Genomic DNA, 15,725 nt, shown 5'->3' on the forward strand with positions numbered 1-15,725 from the left:
CAATACTGTCACTCTTGATGACAGCGCGTTGCATCACCCGATCAGAGCAAGCTATATCAGGGGGCGGGCTTAAGATAGACTTGTTGCAAGAAGGCATCGACTTCCTTCGCGGTCGCCAGCGCGACCTCTTCTTGCGGCAAATGACCGATATTGGGATAGGAGACAAGCTTTGCGCCCTTAATCTCTTGGGCAAAACGCTTGGCGTCGGCGAACGGAATCCAAGGATCGGCTTCCCCCCAAATCACCAGGGTTGGGGCGGTGATGGTTGGGATTTTCTGATAGGCATTTGGATCGTCAGGGCCTGCCCGCATACGAGCTAGAGTGGCTTGCCGATTGCCTTCGCGCATCAAGAGACCATGGTACCGCTTCACCATTTCTGGCGTCACCAAAGCATCATCCACAATGACTTGCTTCAGGTTGGATTCAATCATGCCTTTGGTGGTGGCGCGCGAAAAAATCTCGCCAATCACCGGCGTGCGGGCCAGACGGAATACCAGAGGTGGCTTGCCTGTTTCGCGCGGATAGCCAGCCGCATCGACCAAAATGAGACCTGCGACTTTCTCTGAATGGGCCAGTGCATAGCGCCATGCCACACCACCACCCATGGAATTGCCACCCAAAACAAAGCGTTCCACTTTGAAATGCCGGGCCAGATCATCCACAACTTGCACATAAGCGGTGCTTGAATAGACCCCACTCTTGGAAGGGCCGGTGAGGCCATGGGCGGGGAAATCGAAACTAATCACCCGCCAATCATCTTTAAGCTCAGCCACCCAAGGCTCCCACGTGTGGAGAGACGCATTGGAACCATGGGCAAGGATCAAGACGGGCGCATCGCGCTTGCCCTCATCACGCACATGTAAGCGGACACCGTCGCGAATTGTGATGAATTGCGATGCAGGGGATGTGTAGCGGGCCTCGGCAACCGCGCGTGGCAAATCCGGACTACAGCCGACTGTCGCAAAGCCAGCCAGGGCTATCCAAATTAAAGCTAAAAGTCGTTTTTGCATCGTGCCGGCCTCCCCATATGTGTTTATCCTTGTCGGTTGCCCGCGCTGGTTCAACCAGATTACCACGTGCCTATATTTGGCGCGCTTGCCCAAGGCTCTTGCGGGGCCAGCGCGGCACCGCGCTGCAGAAGTTCAACCGAAATCCCATCGGGTGACCGCACAAACGCCATATATCCGTCGCGCGGAGGGCGGTTGATCGTCACGCCACGGGCGGCCAAATGCGCACACAAGGCATAGATGTCATCGACGCGATACGCCAAATGACCAAAATTGCGTCCACCATCATAGGCGTGCTCATCCCAATTATAGGTCAGTTCCACCATAGGCAGCCCGCCTGGTAGGCCGCTTTGTGACACTTCACCTTGCGCCTTAAAGCGCTCGGCATCCACTGGGGCCGCCAAAAACACCAAGGTAAAGCGGCCCTTCTCATTCTCAGTCCGGCGAAGCTCTACCAGCCCTAAACCACCACAAAAGAAATCCAAGGCGGCGTCCAGATTGCCGACGCGGATCATGGTGTGCAGATATTCCATCGTGAGACCTTTCAAACAGTCACTTCTGTTGGGTAGCGTTCGCCGCGTGCTTGTTCTAGCGCGGCTTTGAGGGCGGCGGCAAATGCCACGCGCTCGTGCGGCGACAGACAGGTCGCTAAGGGCAGGCGGGCCCCACCGGCAGAGAGGGTCACTTGGGTCTCATATTCATTGATCTCATCAACAATCACGCGGGCGAAACTGGGGCTCACGCGCCACCATCCGACTTTGCCGCGATGGCACGTCTTTGAGATCGCAATTTGCGCCGCACTCACCTTCACGGTTTCGCATTCGCGTGCGCCTGCTTTGAAATTCACCTTAAACGCCAGATAGACCAAAATGACATCCAAACCGAAAAATCCAATCACCGGCCAGGCACCAATTGAGAGAAAGGCCAAACCGGCAAAGAAGCTCATAGCTGCAAGCGATAGCATAACGATCTTGAAGCCTTGGTCGGATAAAGAACGGTTTGGGCGCAATACCGCGTCCATATAAATGGCGTCGCGCTGATCAAATTCTGGGGCATTTGGGAGGGCGGTGATCGACGTACTCATTCCCCTAAGTTAGCGCAAAGTCTGCGAAAGCACAGTTGCAGAATGTAGAAGGTGGCGATTTTTTTGAGGGGCTAGCGGGGCTTGCCGCAATTGGCTATGCGGGGGCATGGCCACAAAAGCAAAAGTCGTAAAATCCAAACTAAAGGCTGCCGAGATTGCCGCCCTCTATGCGCAATTGGCAGCAGAACGTCCTGATCCCAAGACAGAGCTGGACTATACCAATCCCTATACTTTGGTGGTCGCCGTCGCGCTGTCTGCCCAAGCCACCGATGTCGGTGTTAACAAAGCCACCAAACGCCTGTTTGCGGTTGCCGACACGCCGGAAAAAATGGTCGCCTTGGGTGAAGAAGGTGTCACCAATTATATCAAAACCATTGGCCTGTGGCGCAATAAGGCGAAGAATGTCATCGCCTTATCCGAGTTGTTGCTTGAAAAATATGGCGGCGAGGTGCCCCGGAACCGAGATGCCTTGACCGAATTGCCCGGCGTTGGCCGCAAAACGGCTAATGTCGTTCTCAACGAAGCCTTTGGGGAGCCGACGATTGCGGTGGACACCCATATTTTCCGCGTCTCAAACCGGACGGGTCTCGCCCCGGGCAAGAACCCCGATCAGGTCGAGGCGGTGCTGGAACGTGTGACGCCTGATGCCTATAAGAAGGGCGCGCATCATTGGCTGATCCTCCATGGTCGCTACGTTTGTGATGCGCGTAAGCCCGCCTGCTGGCGCTGTGGCATCGCTGAGATTTGCAAGTTTAAGGCGAAGACTCCAAACCCAGCAGATGCGCCCAAGAAGGCCAAGCCCACAACAAAAGCACCTGCCAAAAAGGCAGCCAAGCCCGCCCTTACCAAGGGCTGAGTCCACCCTGTCGCCACAGGCCGATTCGCAGCCTATAAGCGGACGCACCCCTTTTGTGATCACCCTCCGCCGGAGCCTTTGCCATGTCCACGATCCGTCCCGTCCGCCGAGCCCTTATCTCGGTTTCCGATAAAACGGGGCTGATTGAGACAGCACGGCAATTGGCCGACCAAGGGGTCGTTCTGGTTTCAACCGGTGGCACCAGTAAAGCTTTAGCGGCGGCCGGTCTGGCCGTCATCGATGTTGCCGATGTGACAGGTTTTCCTGAAATGATGGATGGACGGGTCAAGACCTTGCACCCGGCCGTGCATGGTGGTTTGCTAGCTCTGCGCCATGTGGCCGAGCATGCGGCAGCGATGAGCCAACATGGCATTGCGGGCATCGATCTTCTGTGGGTCAATCTATACCCCTTCGAGGCAACCCTGGCTTCGGGTGCAAACTTTGAAACATGCGTTGAGAATATCGACATTGGCGGGCCTGCTATGATCCGCGCGGGGGCTAAGAATTTCGACTGGTGCGCGGTGGCAACCGACCTTGGCGATGTCCAGACGGTTTTGGCCGACATGGCGGCCCATGGCGGCACCCAAGAGCTGACGCGTAAACGATTGGCCGCCAAAGCCTATGCTCGCACCGCAGCTTATGATGCTGCCATTTCAGGCTGGTATGGAGAGCAAGTGGGCGAAGCCTCCCCGGATTGGCGGGCTTTTGGGGGATCCAAGGTTCAAAGCCTGCGTTATGGCGAAAATCCCCACCAAGTCGCTGCCTTCTACGCCACCACCGAAAAGCGCCCCGGTGTCTCCACCGCCCGTCAGCTGCAGGGCAAGGAACTGTCCTACAATAATCTCAACGACACTGATGCCGCCTATGAATTAGTCGGAGAGTTTGATGCGGGTGAAGCAGCCGCTGTTGCCATTATCAAGCACGCCAACCCGTGCGGTGTGGCCATTGGCGCTTCTTTGACCGACGCGTATCAGCGCGCCTTGGCTTGCGACCCAGTCTCGGCCTTTGGTGGCATTGTTGCATGCAACCGCAAATTGGATGGGGCGGCGGCTGAAGAGATCGTCAAAATCTTCACCGAAGTCGTGATTGCCCCTGATGCGGATGAAGATGCGCAGGCCATCTTTGCCAAGAAGAAGAATTTGCGCCTCTTGTTGGCCGGTGGCCTACCAGATCCCACCCAGCCAGGCCTGACCTTCCGCACCTTGGCCGGCGGCTTCTTGGTGCAAAACCGCGATACGGGGCGGATTATGGCACCGGACTTGAAAGTCGTGACCAAGCGGGCCCCAACCCCGCAAGAATTGACAGATATGCTGTTTGCCTTTCGGGTCGCCAAGCATGTGAAGTCCAACGCGATTGTCTATGCGAAGGACGGTGTCACCGCGGGTATTGGCGCAGGCCAAATGAACCGTCGCGATTCAGCCCGCATTGCCGCGGTTCGTGCCGTAGAAGCAGCGGAGACGGCAGGATGGAGCCAAGCGGCCACCATCGGCTCGGCCTGTGCCTCTGACGCTTTCTTCCCCTTCGCCGACGGTCTGTTGCAAGCGGTGGAGGCTGGTGCCACGGCCGTCATTCAACCCGGTGGCTCGATCCGCGATGATGACGTGATTGCGGCTGCCGATGAAGCGGGCATCACCATGGTGTTTACGGGCATGCGCCATTTCCGGCACTAGAAGGACTTGGGCGGATGCAAAAATTCCCCCGCGAGACATTAGACGCCCGTGCTGCGCGCCTGCTTGCTCATTGCCAGATTTTCAAACCAGAGGGCAATGGCCCATTCCCAACAGCTTTCCTGTTTCATGGATGCGGCGATAATGATGGCCCGCAACCAGGCTATGCTAAGGCAGCAGCGCAAAAGGGGATCGCCAGTGTCGTAGTGGATTCCTTCCGTCCGCGCGACATCAGCCTCACCGAAGCGCGGATTTTGGTATGTACGGGCCTGCGGCTTTGGGGTCGGGAGCGGGCTGGCGATTTGATTGCGCTCTTGCATTGGGCGCGGGGGCAAGACTGGGTGCAAGCCGATCGTCTGGCTGCAGCAGGTTGGAGCCATGGCGGCTGGACCGTGATGGATGCTCTGGCCCTTGGCCCGGAAGTAGCAGAATTTGCGGATTTGGAAGGCGTCCCTGCCGATCCACTTGCGGGGCTTTCGACGGCTTTTCTCGTCTATCCTTGGTGCGGTCTCGGTGCCCAAACGCTGCGCAAGGGATGGCAAAAGGCTATTCCAGCCTATCTCATGCTAGGCGAAAATGACACGCTGTCTGGCACGCACCTGCCACTTAAAGCTGCCGATAAAGTCCGCCTCTCGGGCGCGACCGTTGAGACCTTGATTTATCCAGGTGCCACCCATTCCTTTGACGAAGAAACCTCCGTCAACCCCACGTTCCGCTTCAATCCTGAGCAAACCGCCGATGCACAAGCGCGGTTCGCCGATTGGATGGCGCGCCACCTTCTTTAGCACCTCATGTAATCCGCCAGAACTAAAGCAGTACGCGCGGGTTCATGATGTTTTTGGGGTCAAAGCTTTGCTTGATAGCGCGCATCAGGGTCAGATGGGCGTCAGGCTCCCGCCGCAGAAATTCATCCCGCCGGCTGATGCCAATGCCATGTTCAGCCGAGATTGAGCCATTGAAGGACATAGCTACATCGTGGATCGCCTCATTCATCTGGGGCACCAGCGCCTTGTAGGCTTCTGCCGACATCGCACGGGGTTGGATCACATCATAATGGATATTGCCGTCGCTACAGTGGCCAAAGGCGACCACGCGCGCGCCCGGTGCCACTTTTTCTGCGGCGGCATCGGCTAATCGCAAGAAAGCAGGAATCTTGGAGACGGGCACAGAAACGTCATGCTTGGCCGCCACACCTTCGGGCTTTTGACACGCGCTCATCTCTTCTCGCAAATACCAGAAGGACTTTGATTGCGCCTCATTTTGCGCGACGACGACATCCGAAGCGAGGCCCGCTTCCAGCGCAGAGGCCAAAGCCTCTTCCACTTTTTCGACGAGGTCTGCACTGGGACCTTCAAACTCAACCAAGGCCAGCCACGGTGAAAGTGCGCTAAAGGGCACCCGCACATTGGGAATGTTTTTGAGGGCCAGCGAGACGCCCACATGATTCATGACTTCAAATGCTGCGACCGCGGCGGCTTCTGCCTCTAGCCGGTGCAGCAATTCAACCGCTTGCTCAGGCGTTTCCAAAGCGAGTAATGCGACCGTCATGTAGCGCGGCTGGGCAACCAATTTCAGGGTTGCGGCCGTGACGAGGCCCAAGGTTCCCTCAGCCCCAATGAATAGCTGCTTTAGGTCATAGCCGGTATTGTCTTTACGCAGAGCCGATAGGCCTTCATAGAGCGACCCATTGGGCAGCACGGCCTCTAGCCCCAAGATTTGGGCGCGCATCATACCGTGGCGGCGCACATGAACCCCGCCTGCATTGGTCGAGATCAGACCGCCAATCGTGGCAGAGCCTTCTGAGGCCAGACTTAAAGGAAAGCGTTTGCCAATTTGTCGGGCCGCGTCTTGAACTTGCGTCAAAATAACGCCCGCTTCGGCGACCAAAGCATCATCGACGGGATCGATTGAGCGAATGGCATTGAGGCGCTTGGTCGAAATCAGGACTTCGCCGCGTGGAATTTGCGCACCAACCAGACCCGTATTGCCGCCTTGGGTCGTTACCGCCAGCCCGGCCTCATGGCATTGGCTCAGGATCATTTGTGCCTCTGCGGTGGAGGCGGGCATCAGCAGGATCGGCGCAGAACCACTCCATCGGTCGCGCCATTCAATCAAATGGGGGGCGATCAGGTCAGGATCTTCCGTCCAGCCTTGCGGTCCGATGAAGTCTTTAATGCGGGTCAAGGTTGAAAGTTGCGCGTCCATCTGCGGCCCATAGGTTCATGCTGAAAAAGATTGGGCCTAAAGCCCGTGATAGTCTCGGTACCAATCCACAAAGGCCTTCACGCCGACTTGGATGGGTGTGGAGGGCTTATAGCCGATTGCGGCAACAAGTGCAGTAACATCTGCGGAAGTATCGGGTACATCGCCAGGTTGCAGCGGTAACATGTGCAAGATCGCTTTCTTGCCAGCGGCCTGTTCGATGGCTGCGATATAATCGGCCAAGACGACGGGGTTATTGTTCCCGATATTATAAATGCGAAACGGGGCTGACGAAGATGATGGGTCTGGGGCGTCGCTGTTCCAGTTCGGGTTGGGTGTGGCGATCAGATCGCTGGTACGAACCACGCCTTCAACAATATCGTCCACATAGGTGAAGTCGCGGCTGTGATGGCCGTAATTGAAGACTTGAATCGGTTCTCCGGCAAAAATCGCCTTGGCGAAAAGAGACGGCGACATATCCGGCCGGCCCCACGGGCCATAAACGGTAAAGAAGCGCAGGCCCGTGGTCGGCAATCCGAACAAGTGACTGTAGGAATGGGCCATCAGCTCATTGGCACGCTTGGTTGCCGCATAGAATTGCAGCGGATGGTCTGCACCATTGGTCTCAACAAAGGGCATATGGGTATTGCCACCATAAACACTGGACGTGCTGGCATAGGTCAAATGTGCGATTTTGTGGGCCCGGCAGGCCTCGAGGATGTGGGTAAAGCCGACGATGTTGGAAGCCACATAGGCGCGCGGATTATCCAGCGAATAGCGTACACCGGCCTGAGCGGCCAAATGGATCACCCGGTCAAAAGCATGCTCTGCAAAACAGGCGTCCACGGCGGGGGCATCGGCAAGGTCTGCACGGATGAAGCTGAAACTACCTGCTGCCTGAGCTGCCACCTGTTCTAACAGCGTCAGGCGGGCCTCTTTAAGTGCGGGATCATAATAATCATTGACCACATCAAAGCCGACAACATCATCGCCACGCCGCAACAGGGCAACGGCAGTATGAAACCCAATAAAGCCGGCGGCTCCTGTAACCAGCACGCGCATTTTTCCGTCCCTCATAAATGGGTACAAAGTGGGCGAGCCTCCTCGCATACAGGCCGCAGCCAAACCCTGTTACCCAAGTGTGCATCATTGCTGGATTGGTTTGCGAATACCACTGTCTCAAGCAGACAGGATAACGTCGCGCGTAATTGAAGCGGAAGCCGCTTCACCCTTAGTTTGCCTCAGACTTGGAGAAGGGGATAGAGGATGGCACGTCTCTGGCGGCGATGGGTGATCAGCTGGTGTTATCTGGTTCTGGCATTGGGCCTTGTCTTCGCGGGCAGTGCATGGCCGCAAACCGACGCGGCAGTCCGCCTGTTTTACGATGTGATCTATTGGCCATTAGACGGGCAAAGTGGCTGGCATGAAAGCCTGCGCCTGACGGCGGCGATTCTGGGCGCAGTGATGATGGGCTGGGCGCTGACCCTTCTCACTTTGGTGCAAACAGCTTTGAAGCAACCTCAGCTCTCGCTGTGGCGACCGATGACCGGCTCCATTCTGGTTTGGTGGGTGATCGATAGCAGCATTTCGGTGGCGCTGAACACGCCGGGAAATGCACTATCCAATACCGGCTTCTTGCTGCTTTATCTGATCCCAGTCTTGGCGAGCGGGGTTTTGACGAAGTCTAACCGAGCTTAGTCGGCATCCATCTTCAAGGCGGCAATAAAGGCCTCTTGCGGGATATCGACGCTGCCAAATTGGCGCATGCGCTTCTTACCAGCCTTCTGCTTGTCGAGCAGTTTGCGTTTACGGCTGGCGTCACCACCATAGCATTTTGCCGTAACATCCTTGCGCATGGCCGAGATGGTTTCCCGCGCAATCACGCGGCCACCAATGGCAGCCTGAATGGGGATTTTGAAAAGATGCTGCGGGATCAAATCCTTCAGCTTTTCGCACATCGACCGGCCGCGCATTTCGGCGCGCCCTGCATGGACCAGCATGGAAAGCGCATCAACAGGCTCTTCATTCACCAGGATCGACATTTTGACCAGATTGCCGGCCTTATAGCCCTCAATCGTATAGTCGAAGGACGCATAGCCCTTCGAGATACTCTTCAAGCGATCATAGAAGTCAAACACCACTTCGTTGAGTGGCAATTCATAGACCAGCATGGCGCGCGTGCCGACATAGGTCAGTTCGCGCTGATTGCCGCGGCGGTCTTGGCACAGCTTCATAATTCCGCCCAGATATTCATCTGGGGTCAGGATCGTGGCCTTGATCCAAGGCTCTTCAATCGCCTCAATCGCCATCACATCGGGCATGTCGGCGGGATTGTGCAGATGCAACGTCTCGCCATTCTTCATCTTGATCTCATAAACCACCGAGGGAGCCGTTGCGATCAGATCAAGATTAAACTCGCGGCTCAAACGCTCTTGAATGATCTCCAAATGCAAGAGGCCCAAGAAGCCACAGCGGAAGCCAAAGCCCAGTGCGGCACTGGTTTCCATTTCAAACGAGAAGCTGGCGTCATTCAAACGAAGCCTTCCCATCGCAGCGCGCAAATCTTCAAAGTCTGCGGCATCGACGGGGAAGAGGCCGCAGAACACCACCGGCTGGGCTGGCTTAAAGCCTGGCAGCATGCTGGTGGTTTGGCGACGTTCTTCGGTGATGGTGTCGCCCACGGCGGCATCGGCCACTTCCTTGATCGAGGCGGTCAAGAAGCCGATTTCACCTGGCCCCAATTCGTCCACTTCGGTGATCTTAGGCTTAAACACGCCGACACGATCGAGGCTATAATTCGCCCCGGTCGCCATCATGCGGACCTTCATGCCCTTTTTCATCACGCCATCAATGATGCGAACCAAAACCACCACGCCCAAATACTGGTCGTAATAGGCGTCCATCAGAAGCGCTTTGAGAGGTGCATCGCGGTCACCCGTCTTGGGCGGTGGCAAGCGGGTGATGATGGCTTCCAACACATCTTCAATGCCAAGACCGGTTTTGGCTGAGATCATCACGGATTCTGACGCATCAATGCCGATTACTTCTTCGATCTGGGCCTTCACCCGATCAGGCTCGGCCGCCGGAAGGTCGATTTTATTGAGGACTGGCACAATCTCCAAATCGGCATCAATTGCCTGATAGACATTGGCGAGGGTCTGGGCTTCCACGCCTTGGCTTGCATCGACGACCAACAAGGCACCTTCGCACGCTGCCAAAGAGCGCGAGACCTCATAAGCAAAGTCCACATGGCCCGGGGTGTCGATCAGGTTCAGAATATAGTCTTGACCCTCACGCTGGAACTCAAGCCGCACGGTTTGCGCCTTAATCGTGATGCCGCGCTCGCGCTCAATATCCATGCTGTCGAGCACTTGTTCCTTCATCTCACGCTGGGTGAGGCCGCCTGTCAATTGGATCAGGCGGTCAGACAAGGTGGACTTGCCATGGTCGATATGGGCAACGATGGAGAAATTACGGATGTTTTCACGGGGAGTCATGGGGTCGACATAGCCTGACAGGCCCCAAGGGGAAAGGGCCAGATACCGTTAAGCGATCAATCTGGCGTGTGCGCGCGCAGATGGAACATTAAGACTTGCTCTGGCGCCGTCAGCGGCAGGCCCATGCCAACCTCTTGCAGCAACCGCCCCGTCATCACCTGACCGGCCCCTGTAAGATCCAATACCTCGACGCTGGAGCCCGCCGACCACGAACGGAATTTGGGCGGCCAGACAAGTTTCACAAGATAGCTCATGTCCGGGTCCAAGCCGTGGAAGAGAACGCGCGGCAGAAGGCGTTGAACTTGGCTGCGCATAATGGCGATCGAATAAAGCGCTTCGGTTTGATCTTGCGCGATCACGCCCATGCCCAACAGCTCGTCAGAGGTTTTTAGGCGCACCAAATTGCCATTGTGTAGCAGCTCTCGATGGGCCTTATGGCATGCAATGGCCTCTTTCAGGATCGCCAGCTCTGTGTCAGATTCTTCCAACAAATTGAGCTCAAGACCCATATGGCCGATCATCGCGGTCCCTGCCCGCATCGCCATGGACAAGGTTCGGCCCGTAATGTGACAGCGGCGGGGCCCAACATGAGCACCCAGGACTTCCAGCGGAAAGAAGAAGCTTGCCCCGCGCTGGATATCTTGGCGGTCCAAAGCGTCATTGCTGTCGGATGTCCAAATCCGGTCGGTATAGCTCAGAACACCATAATCAGCCCGCGCGCCGCCGGAGGCACAGGATTCAAACTCCACCTGCGGGTGGGCGATCCGTAATCGTTCGAGCAAAGCATAGAGCGCTTGGACTTGGGCGTGCGAGCGTTGATAGCCCTGATGGTCGCCTGGATGGCTGATGTCCCGGTTCATATCCCATTTGACATAGCCAATGGCATGATCGCGCAAAATCGCGTCGATGCGCTCAAACAAATAGTCGGAGACCTCGGGACGCGAAATATCCAGCACCACTTGGTTGCGAAACGGCACTTGTTCCACATGGGCAAGGCTTAACACCCAATCGGGATGGGCGCGATACAGGTCTGAATCGGGATTGACCATCTCAGGCTCAAACCAAATCCCCATTTCCATGCCGAGGCCCGTTACATAATCAATCAGGGGCTTTAGGCCTTCGGGATAGACGTCGGCTGAAACATACCAATCGCCCAGACCAGACGTGTCATCGCGGCGGGAGCCAAACCACCCATCATCCAACACAAAACGCTCTACCCCCACCGCCGCTGCGCGATCAGCAATGGCTTTCAGGCGATCAAGGTCATGGTCAAAAAAGACGGCCTCCCACGTATTGTAATGGACAGGGCGAACTTTGGCGCGCGTCTCGGCGCGCAAGATTTGACTGCGGACATGGGCGTGGAAGCGCTGGCTGAGGTTCGAGAGACCTTCGCGGCTATAGGCGGCGTGGATGGTGGGCGCGTGGAAGGTTTCGCCTTGCTTCAGCCGGATTTCACCGGGGCCTAATAGCGCGCCAAGCCCTGCAAAGACCCGCCCGTCATGCAGACTATCTACCCGCATACGGTGATTGCCACTCCAGCCCAGATGCAGGCCATAGGCCTCCCCTTGCACTTCATCGGTTGTATCGCCGCACAGAATGAGGGCGGGCAGGCCATCATGCGAAGTACGACCCCGACGGCTTTCGCGCAGATACGTACCTGCAAAACGCTTCACCCGTTCGCGCTGAAATTCCAAAGCCCAGCGACCGGTAAAGCCGATCAGATCGGTCATATGATTGGCGATGGGCAATACGGCTGTCGCGCATTCACTGACCTCCAGCAGGCCCTCGCCCAAATTGGTCAGCGCAGACTGGATGGTCAAAACGCCTGTGACAGCATCAAGCCGCAGTTCATAGGCCAAACCCACCTGTGTGTGGTCGTCGCGGCAGGCAATATGGATCGTGTCGCCTGCTTGTGTGGCCTCTGTCACGACAAAACGGCTACCCCAATCTTTTCCAGCACGGTGCACGACAATGCCGGAGGGGCCAAGTAGGCCAAGGCCTGCCTCCATCGCCAGCGACGCATCGACAAATACGTCCGAGCTACCCGGTCCACCCTGATGGCTGGCAAGCGACTTAAGAACCCGTGCGTCCACATCATCGGGCAAGCCAGTCCCCCAATGCAGGATCGCCGGTGGTGCACCGCGCTTCGCCGCCACGACCAAACTCGTTCCACCGCCATGGAGGATCAGATTATCCATAATGTTGTTCCCAAATTGCTGCCTGGCAAGCTCCGCGCGGACTGCTCGCTTTTATTTTCCATTTCCGAAGCTTGCCTCGGCGTGAAGGGCTTACTAGTGTCTGCACCTAAAGAAAAGGCAAGGGGGAAATGCCATGTTTCAAGGCAGCGCGTCGGCGTTACAAATCGGCATTTTCTTCGGGCTAACCGCCCTGATCGCCCTCATGACCTATTGGAAAGTGCATGGTGCCGGCGCAGGTCACAAAGACCGACAGAAGGATGGCGGGACCACGCGGGAAGTCTTTCTAGCAGGCGGTGGTCTTTCTTGGTTGTTTGTGGCTGGGGCCATCACCTTAACCAATCTTTCGACCGAGCAATTGGTGGGCATGAATGGCAACCAGATGTTGTTGCTCGCCTGGTGGGAAATATGCGGCTTCTTTGGCCTCTTGATTTTGGCCTTCGTCTTTGTGCCCATCTATTACCGAAACAACTGTACCACGGTGACCGAGCTGTTGGAGAAGCGTTATAAAGGCGGCAGCATTCGCACCGTCATTTCCGCTCTATTCCTGATCGGCAATGTGCTGATTTATCTGCCTGCGGCGCTCTATAGCGGCAGCTTATTCCTGCAATCCATGTTCGGGGTGGACTGGTCGCTTTTGTGGTTTGCCGCACCCATGGCCATTATTGCTGCCATTTATACGATTACCGGCGGCCTGCGGGCTGTAGCGGTGATGGACACCTATTCCGGCATTGGCGTGCTGGCGATTGCTTTTTTGGTCGTGATCTTGGCGCTTGCGGCAGTGAATTTTGACATTGTTTCGGGTGTGCCTGAGGAGCGTATCTCGATGATCGGCTCTTTCACATCGCCCATTCCGTTCCACACCCTGTTTACGGGCATGTTGTTCATCCAAATCTTCTATTGGTCGACCAATCAGAACATCACGCAAAAGGCAATGACGGCCCCAACCGTCCAAGAGGCGCAGAAAGGGGTTTTGGCCGCCGCTGCGGTGCGAATCCTGATTATCCCCGCCATTGTGGTGATCCCCGGTGTGGTGGCTTATAAGCTGTTTGGCAGTGTAGGGGATGCCGCTTATGGCAAGCTTGTCGCCCATGTCTTGCCGTCGTGGATGTCGGGTGCTTTTGCCGCCATGATGGCTGCGGCCGTCATCGCGCATACCAGTGCGATCCTCAATTCGAGTGTGGCGCTTTATTCCATCGATTTCCATGAGAAGTTCATTGGCGCGGTCAAGAACCATTGGCGCTTGGCCGCCTTGGCGTCGGCCGTGCTGACCGTGACCTCCATTGCGCTCGTGCCTGTCTTCCAAAATGCCAAGAGCATCATCAATCTGTTGCAAGAGCTAAACGGGCTCTTCTCCATGCCGATCTTATCGGCCTTTATCGCAGGGCTCTTGTTCCGCAATGTCGATGCACGGGCCGCAATTGCAGGCCTGATCTTTGGCTTCTTGCTTTATGGCTTCCATAATTTCGTGCTCTACAAGCCAGACACCTTGTTTCCGGGCGAGACCTTCTATCAGCATATTGGCCTTTACTGGCTGCACTATATCGACGTGATGTTGATCGTGCTGATCACCTCCGTCATCACCGCTTTGAGCGTCAATCGCTGGGTGTTTGGCAATAAGGCCGTGTTCATTTTCAGCGCGAAAGGGCGCGCCATGAAGGCGATGGAACCATGAGTGACAAGATCCTTGTGATTGATGAGGGCACCACCTCCACCCGCGTGATGCTGTTTGCCGCCGATGGCACCTGCCTTGGCAGCGCGCAAAAGCCCTTGACCCAGCATTATCCAGCGCCCGGTCTGGTCGAGCATGATGCAGACGAGATATGGACGCTGACTCTCGCCTGCGCCCGGGAAATGGTGGCTCAGGCCGGTGGGGCTTCGGCGATTGCGGGCATTGGCATCACCAATCAGCGCGAGACCATCGTGTTTTGGGACAAGACGACGGGCAAGCCACTGGCCCCCGCCATCGTGTGGCAAGATCGTCGTACCGCCGACATGTGTCAGGCCCTCAAGGATCAAGGCCAAGAGGCGATTGTGCAGGCCAAGACCGGCCTGTTGCTAGACCCCTATTTCTCGGGCTCCAAGATCGGTTGGGCCTTAAGCAACTGGCCGCACTTGAAAGCGGCGGGCGACAAGCTGGCAGTTGGCACGATTGAGAGCTATCTGGTCTATCGTCTAACAGGTGGCGCCCATATCTCCGACGCCACCAATGCCTCGCGCACCGCGCTGATGGCGATTGGCAGTGCGGGGTGGGATGACGGCTTATGCGACCTGTTCGGGGTGCCGCGTGCCATTCTGCCCCAGATTGTCGATTGCGCCGGCCCCTTAGGCCTGACTTTGCCAGAGCTGTTCGGCGGCGCGATTGCCATTTCGGGCATGGCGGGCGACCAGCAAGCCGCCACCATCGGCCAAGCCTGCCTGCGACCCGGCCAGACCAAAGCGACCTTTGGCACCGGGGCGTTTGTCCTCACCCAGACCGGACGGACCCTGCCCCAGTCCAGGAACCGCTTGCTGGCCACCATTGCGTGGCAATTGGACGGTGTGCGCCATTATGCTTTGGAGGGGTCGGTCTTTGTGGCCGGAAGCTTGATGCAATGGCTGCGCGATGATGTAGGCCTAATCGAACGGGCCTCAGACTCTGAAAGCCTTGCCCGCAGCGTGGCGGACAATGGCGGCGTCTATTTGGTTCCTGCCCTATCCGGTCTTGGGGCCCCCCATTGGCAACCCCATGCCCGCGGCGCGATCCATGGCCTCAGCTTCTCGGCCAAGAAGGCCCATGTCGTTCGTGCAGCCCTCGAGGCCATGGCCCACCAGACTTATGACCTCAAGACCGCCTTTGCCGCCGATGGGGCCGATTGGGCCGAAGTGCGCATTGATGGCGGCATGGTTGCGAACGACTGGATGGCACAAGATCTGGCCGATATTCTGGCCATCGATGTAGAGCGCCCCCACTTTATCGAGACCACGGCTTTGGGCGCCGCCATGCTCGCCGGGGTCGGCTGTGGCCTTTATGGCTCGCTGGAAGAAGCCGCAATCATGCGCGGCCAAGTTGAGCGCTTTAACCCCGACATGGCTGCAAACATCCGCCAAACGCGCCTCAGCGGCTGGGCGGATGCGCTGAAACGCGTCTTAGCTTAAGCGTCTAAATCCACCCTGTACGCCTTTAACCCTGCGACTCTGCAGGGTGGCGAGACTTGCCCTTTCGCAGAGGGGGACA

Annotated in this window: 13 protein-coding genes; 6 read left to right on the top strand and 7 right to left on the bottom strand. The window is 56.9% G+C overall.

The genetic code is table 11. The features are described 5' to 3' along the window. Positions 1 to 56: 56 nt before the first annotated feature. From B7364_RS17470 to B7364_RS17480, 3 genes are read right to left on the bottom strand one after another with little or no spacing between them, the layout of a single operon-like run. Positions 57 to 1,010: an alpha/beta fold hydrolase gene (locus B7364_RS17470; RefSeq protein WP_085341321.1), complete on the bottom strand. Its 954-nt coding sequence runs from the start codon at positions 1,008 to 1,010 to the stop codon at positions 57 to 59. Between the two features lie 59 nt (positions 1,011 to 1,069). Beyond that, complete coding sequence (locus tag B7364_RS17475) at positions 1,070 to 1,540, bottom strand: VOC family protein (protein WP_085341322.1); 471 nt, start codon at positions 1,538 to 1,540, stop codon at positions 1,070 to 1,072. An 11-nt stretch (positions 1,541 to 1,551) separates the two neighbouring features. Continuing rightward, positions 1,552 to 2,091, bottom strand: a complete 540-nt coding sequence (locus tag B7364_RS17480; RefSeq protein WP_085341323.1) for a DUF2244 domain-containing protein — start codon at positions 2,089 to 2,091, stop codon at positions 1,552 to 1,554. A gap of 106 nt (positions 2,092 to 2,197) precedes the next feature. Between B7364_RS17480 and nth the strand changes: the two genes are divergently transcribed. The 3 genes from nth (at position 2,198) to B7364_RS17495 (ending at position 5,399) form a co-directional block, all read left to right on the top strand. Beyond that, positions 2,198 to 2,947, top strand: a complete 750-nt coding sequence (gene nth / locus B7364_RS17485) for an endonuclease III (protein WP_085341324.1) — start codon at positions 2,198 to 2,200, stop codon at positions 2,945 to 2,947. An 83-nt stretch (positions 2,948 to 3,030) separates the two neighbouring features. Next, positions 3,031 to 4,617, top strand: a complete 1,587-nt coding sequence (gene purH, locus B7364_RS17490) for a bifunctional phosphoribosylaminoimidazolecarboxamide formyltransferase/IMP cyclohydrolase (protein ID WP_085341325.1) — start codon at positions 3,031 to 3,033, stop codon at positions 4,615 to 4,617. Positions 4,618 to 4,631: 14 nt separating this feature from the next. Beyond that, positions 4,632 to 5,399 carry a dienelactone hydrolase family protein gene (locus tag B7364_RS17495; protein WP_085341326.1) on the top strand — a complete coding sequence of 256 codons (768 nt, stop codon included), beginning with the start codon at positions 4,632 to 4,634 and terminating at the stop codon, positions 5,397 to 5,399. Between the two features lie 22 nt (positions 5,400 to 5,421). On the opposite strand, the gene B7364_RS17500 is transcribed toward B7364_RS17495, so the two are convergent. Both B7364_RS17500 and B7364_RS17505 read right to left on the bottom strand, forming a co-directional pair. Further along, positions 5,422 to 6,819, bottom strand: a complete 1,398-nt coding sequence (locus B7364_RS17500) for an FAD-binding oxidoreductase (RefSeq protein WP_085341327.1) — start codon at positions 6,817 to 6,819, stop codon at positions 5,422 to 5,424. 36 nt (positions 6,820 to 6,855) lie between these two features. Continuing rightward, complete coding sequence (locus B7364_RS17505) at positions 6,856 to 7,878, bottom strand: NAD-dependent epimerase (protein WP_085341328.1); 1,023 nt, start codon at positions 7,876 to 7,878, stop codon at positions 6,856 to 6,858. Between the two features lie 204 nt (positions 7,879 to 8,082). Here B7364_RS17505 and B7364_RS17510 point away from each other — a divergent pair, with 204 nt between their 5' ends. Then, a complete protein-coding gene (locus tag B7364_RS17510; protein WP_085341329.1) occupies positions 8,083 to 8,514 on the top strand; it encodes a hypothetical protein in 432 nt (143 codons plus the stop codon). Here the strand turns inward: B7364_RS17510 and lepA are convergent. After that, on the bottom strand, positions 8,511 to 10,313 hold the full coding sequence (gene lepA / locus B7364_RS17515; RefSeq protein ID WP_085341330.1) for a translation elongation factor 4: 1,803 nt from the start codon (positions 10,311 to 10,313) through the stop codon (positions 8,511 to 8,513). The two genes, B7364_RS17510 and lepA, sit on opposite strands and share 4 nt — an antisense overlap. 56 nt (positions 10,314 to 10,369) lie before the next feature. Then, the gene (locus tag B7364_RS17520) at positions 10,370 to 12,511 is read right to left on the bottom strand and encodes an alpha-galactosidase (protein WP_085341331.1); all 2,142 of its coding nucleotides are present in this window, start codon (positions 12,509 to 12,511) and stop codon (positions 10,370 to 10,372) included. Between the two features lie 133 nt (positions 12,512 to 12,644). Here B7364_RS17520 and B7364_RS17525 point away from each other — a divergent pair, with 133 nt between their 5' ends. Both B7364_RS17525 and B7364_RS17530 read left to right on the top strand, forming a co-directional pair. Further along, on the top strand, positions 12,645 to 14,183 hold the full coding sequence (locus tag B7364_RS17525; RefSeq protein ID WP_085341332.1) for a sodium:solute symporter family transporter: 1,539 nt from the start codon (positions 12,645 to 12,647) through the stop codon (positions 14,181 to 14,183). After that, entirely contained in the window at positions 14,180 to 15,646 is a 1,467-nt protein-coding gene (locus B7364_RS17530; protein WP_085341333.1) for a glycerol kinase, read from the top strand. Before B7364_RS17525 ends, B7364_RS17530 begins: the two co-directional genes overlap by 4 nt. The last annotated feature ends 79 nt before the right edge of the window (positions 15,647 to 15,725 follow it).

It is taken from the genome of Aquidulcibacter paucihalophilus, assembly GCF_002105465.1.
In the GTDB taxonomy this organism is placed as follows: Bacteria; Pseudomonadota; Alphaproteobacteria; order Caulobacterales; family Aquidulcibacteraceae; genus Aquidulcibacter; species Aquidulcibacter paucihalophilus.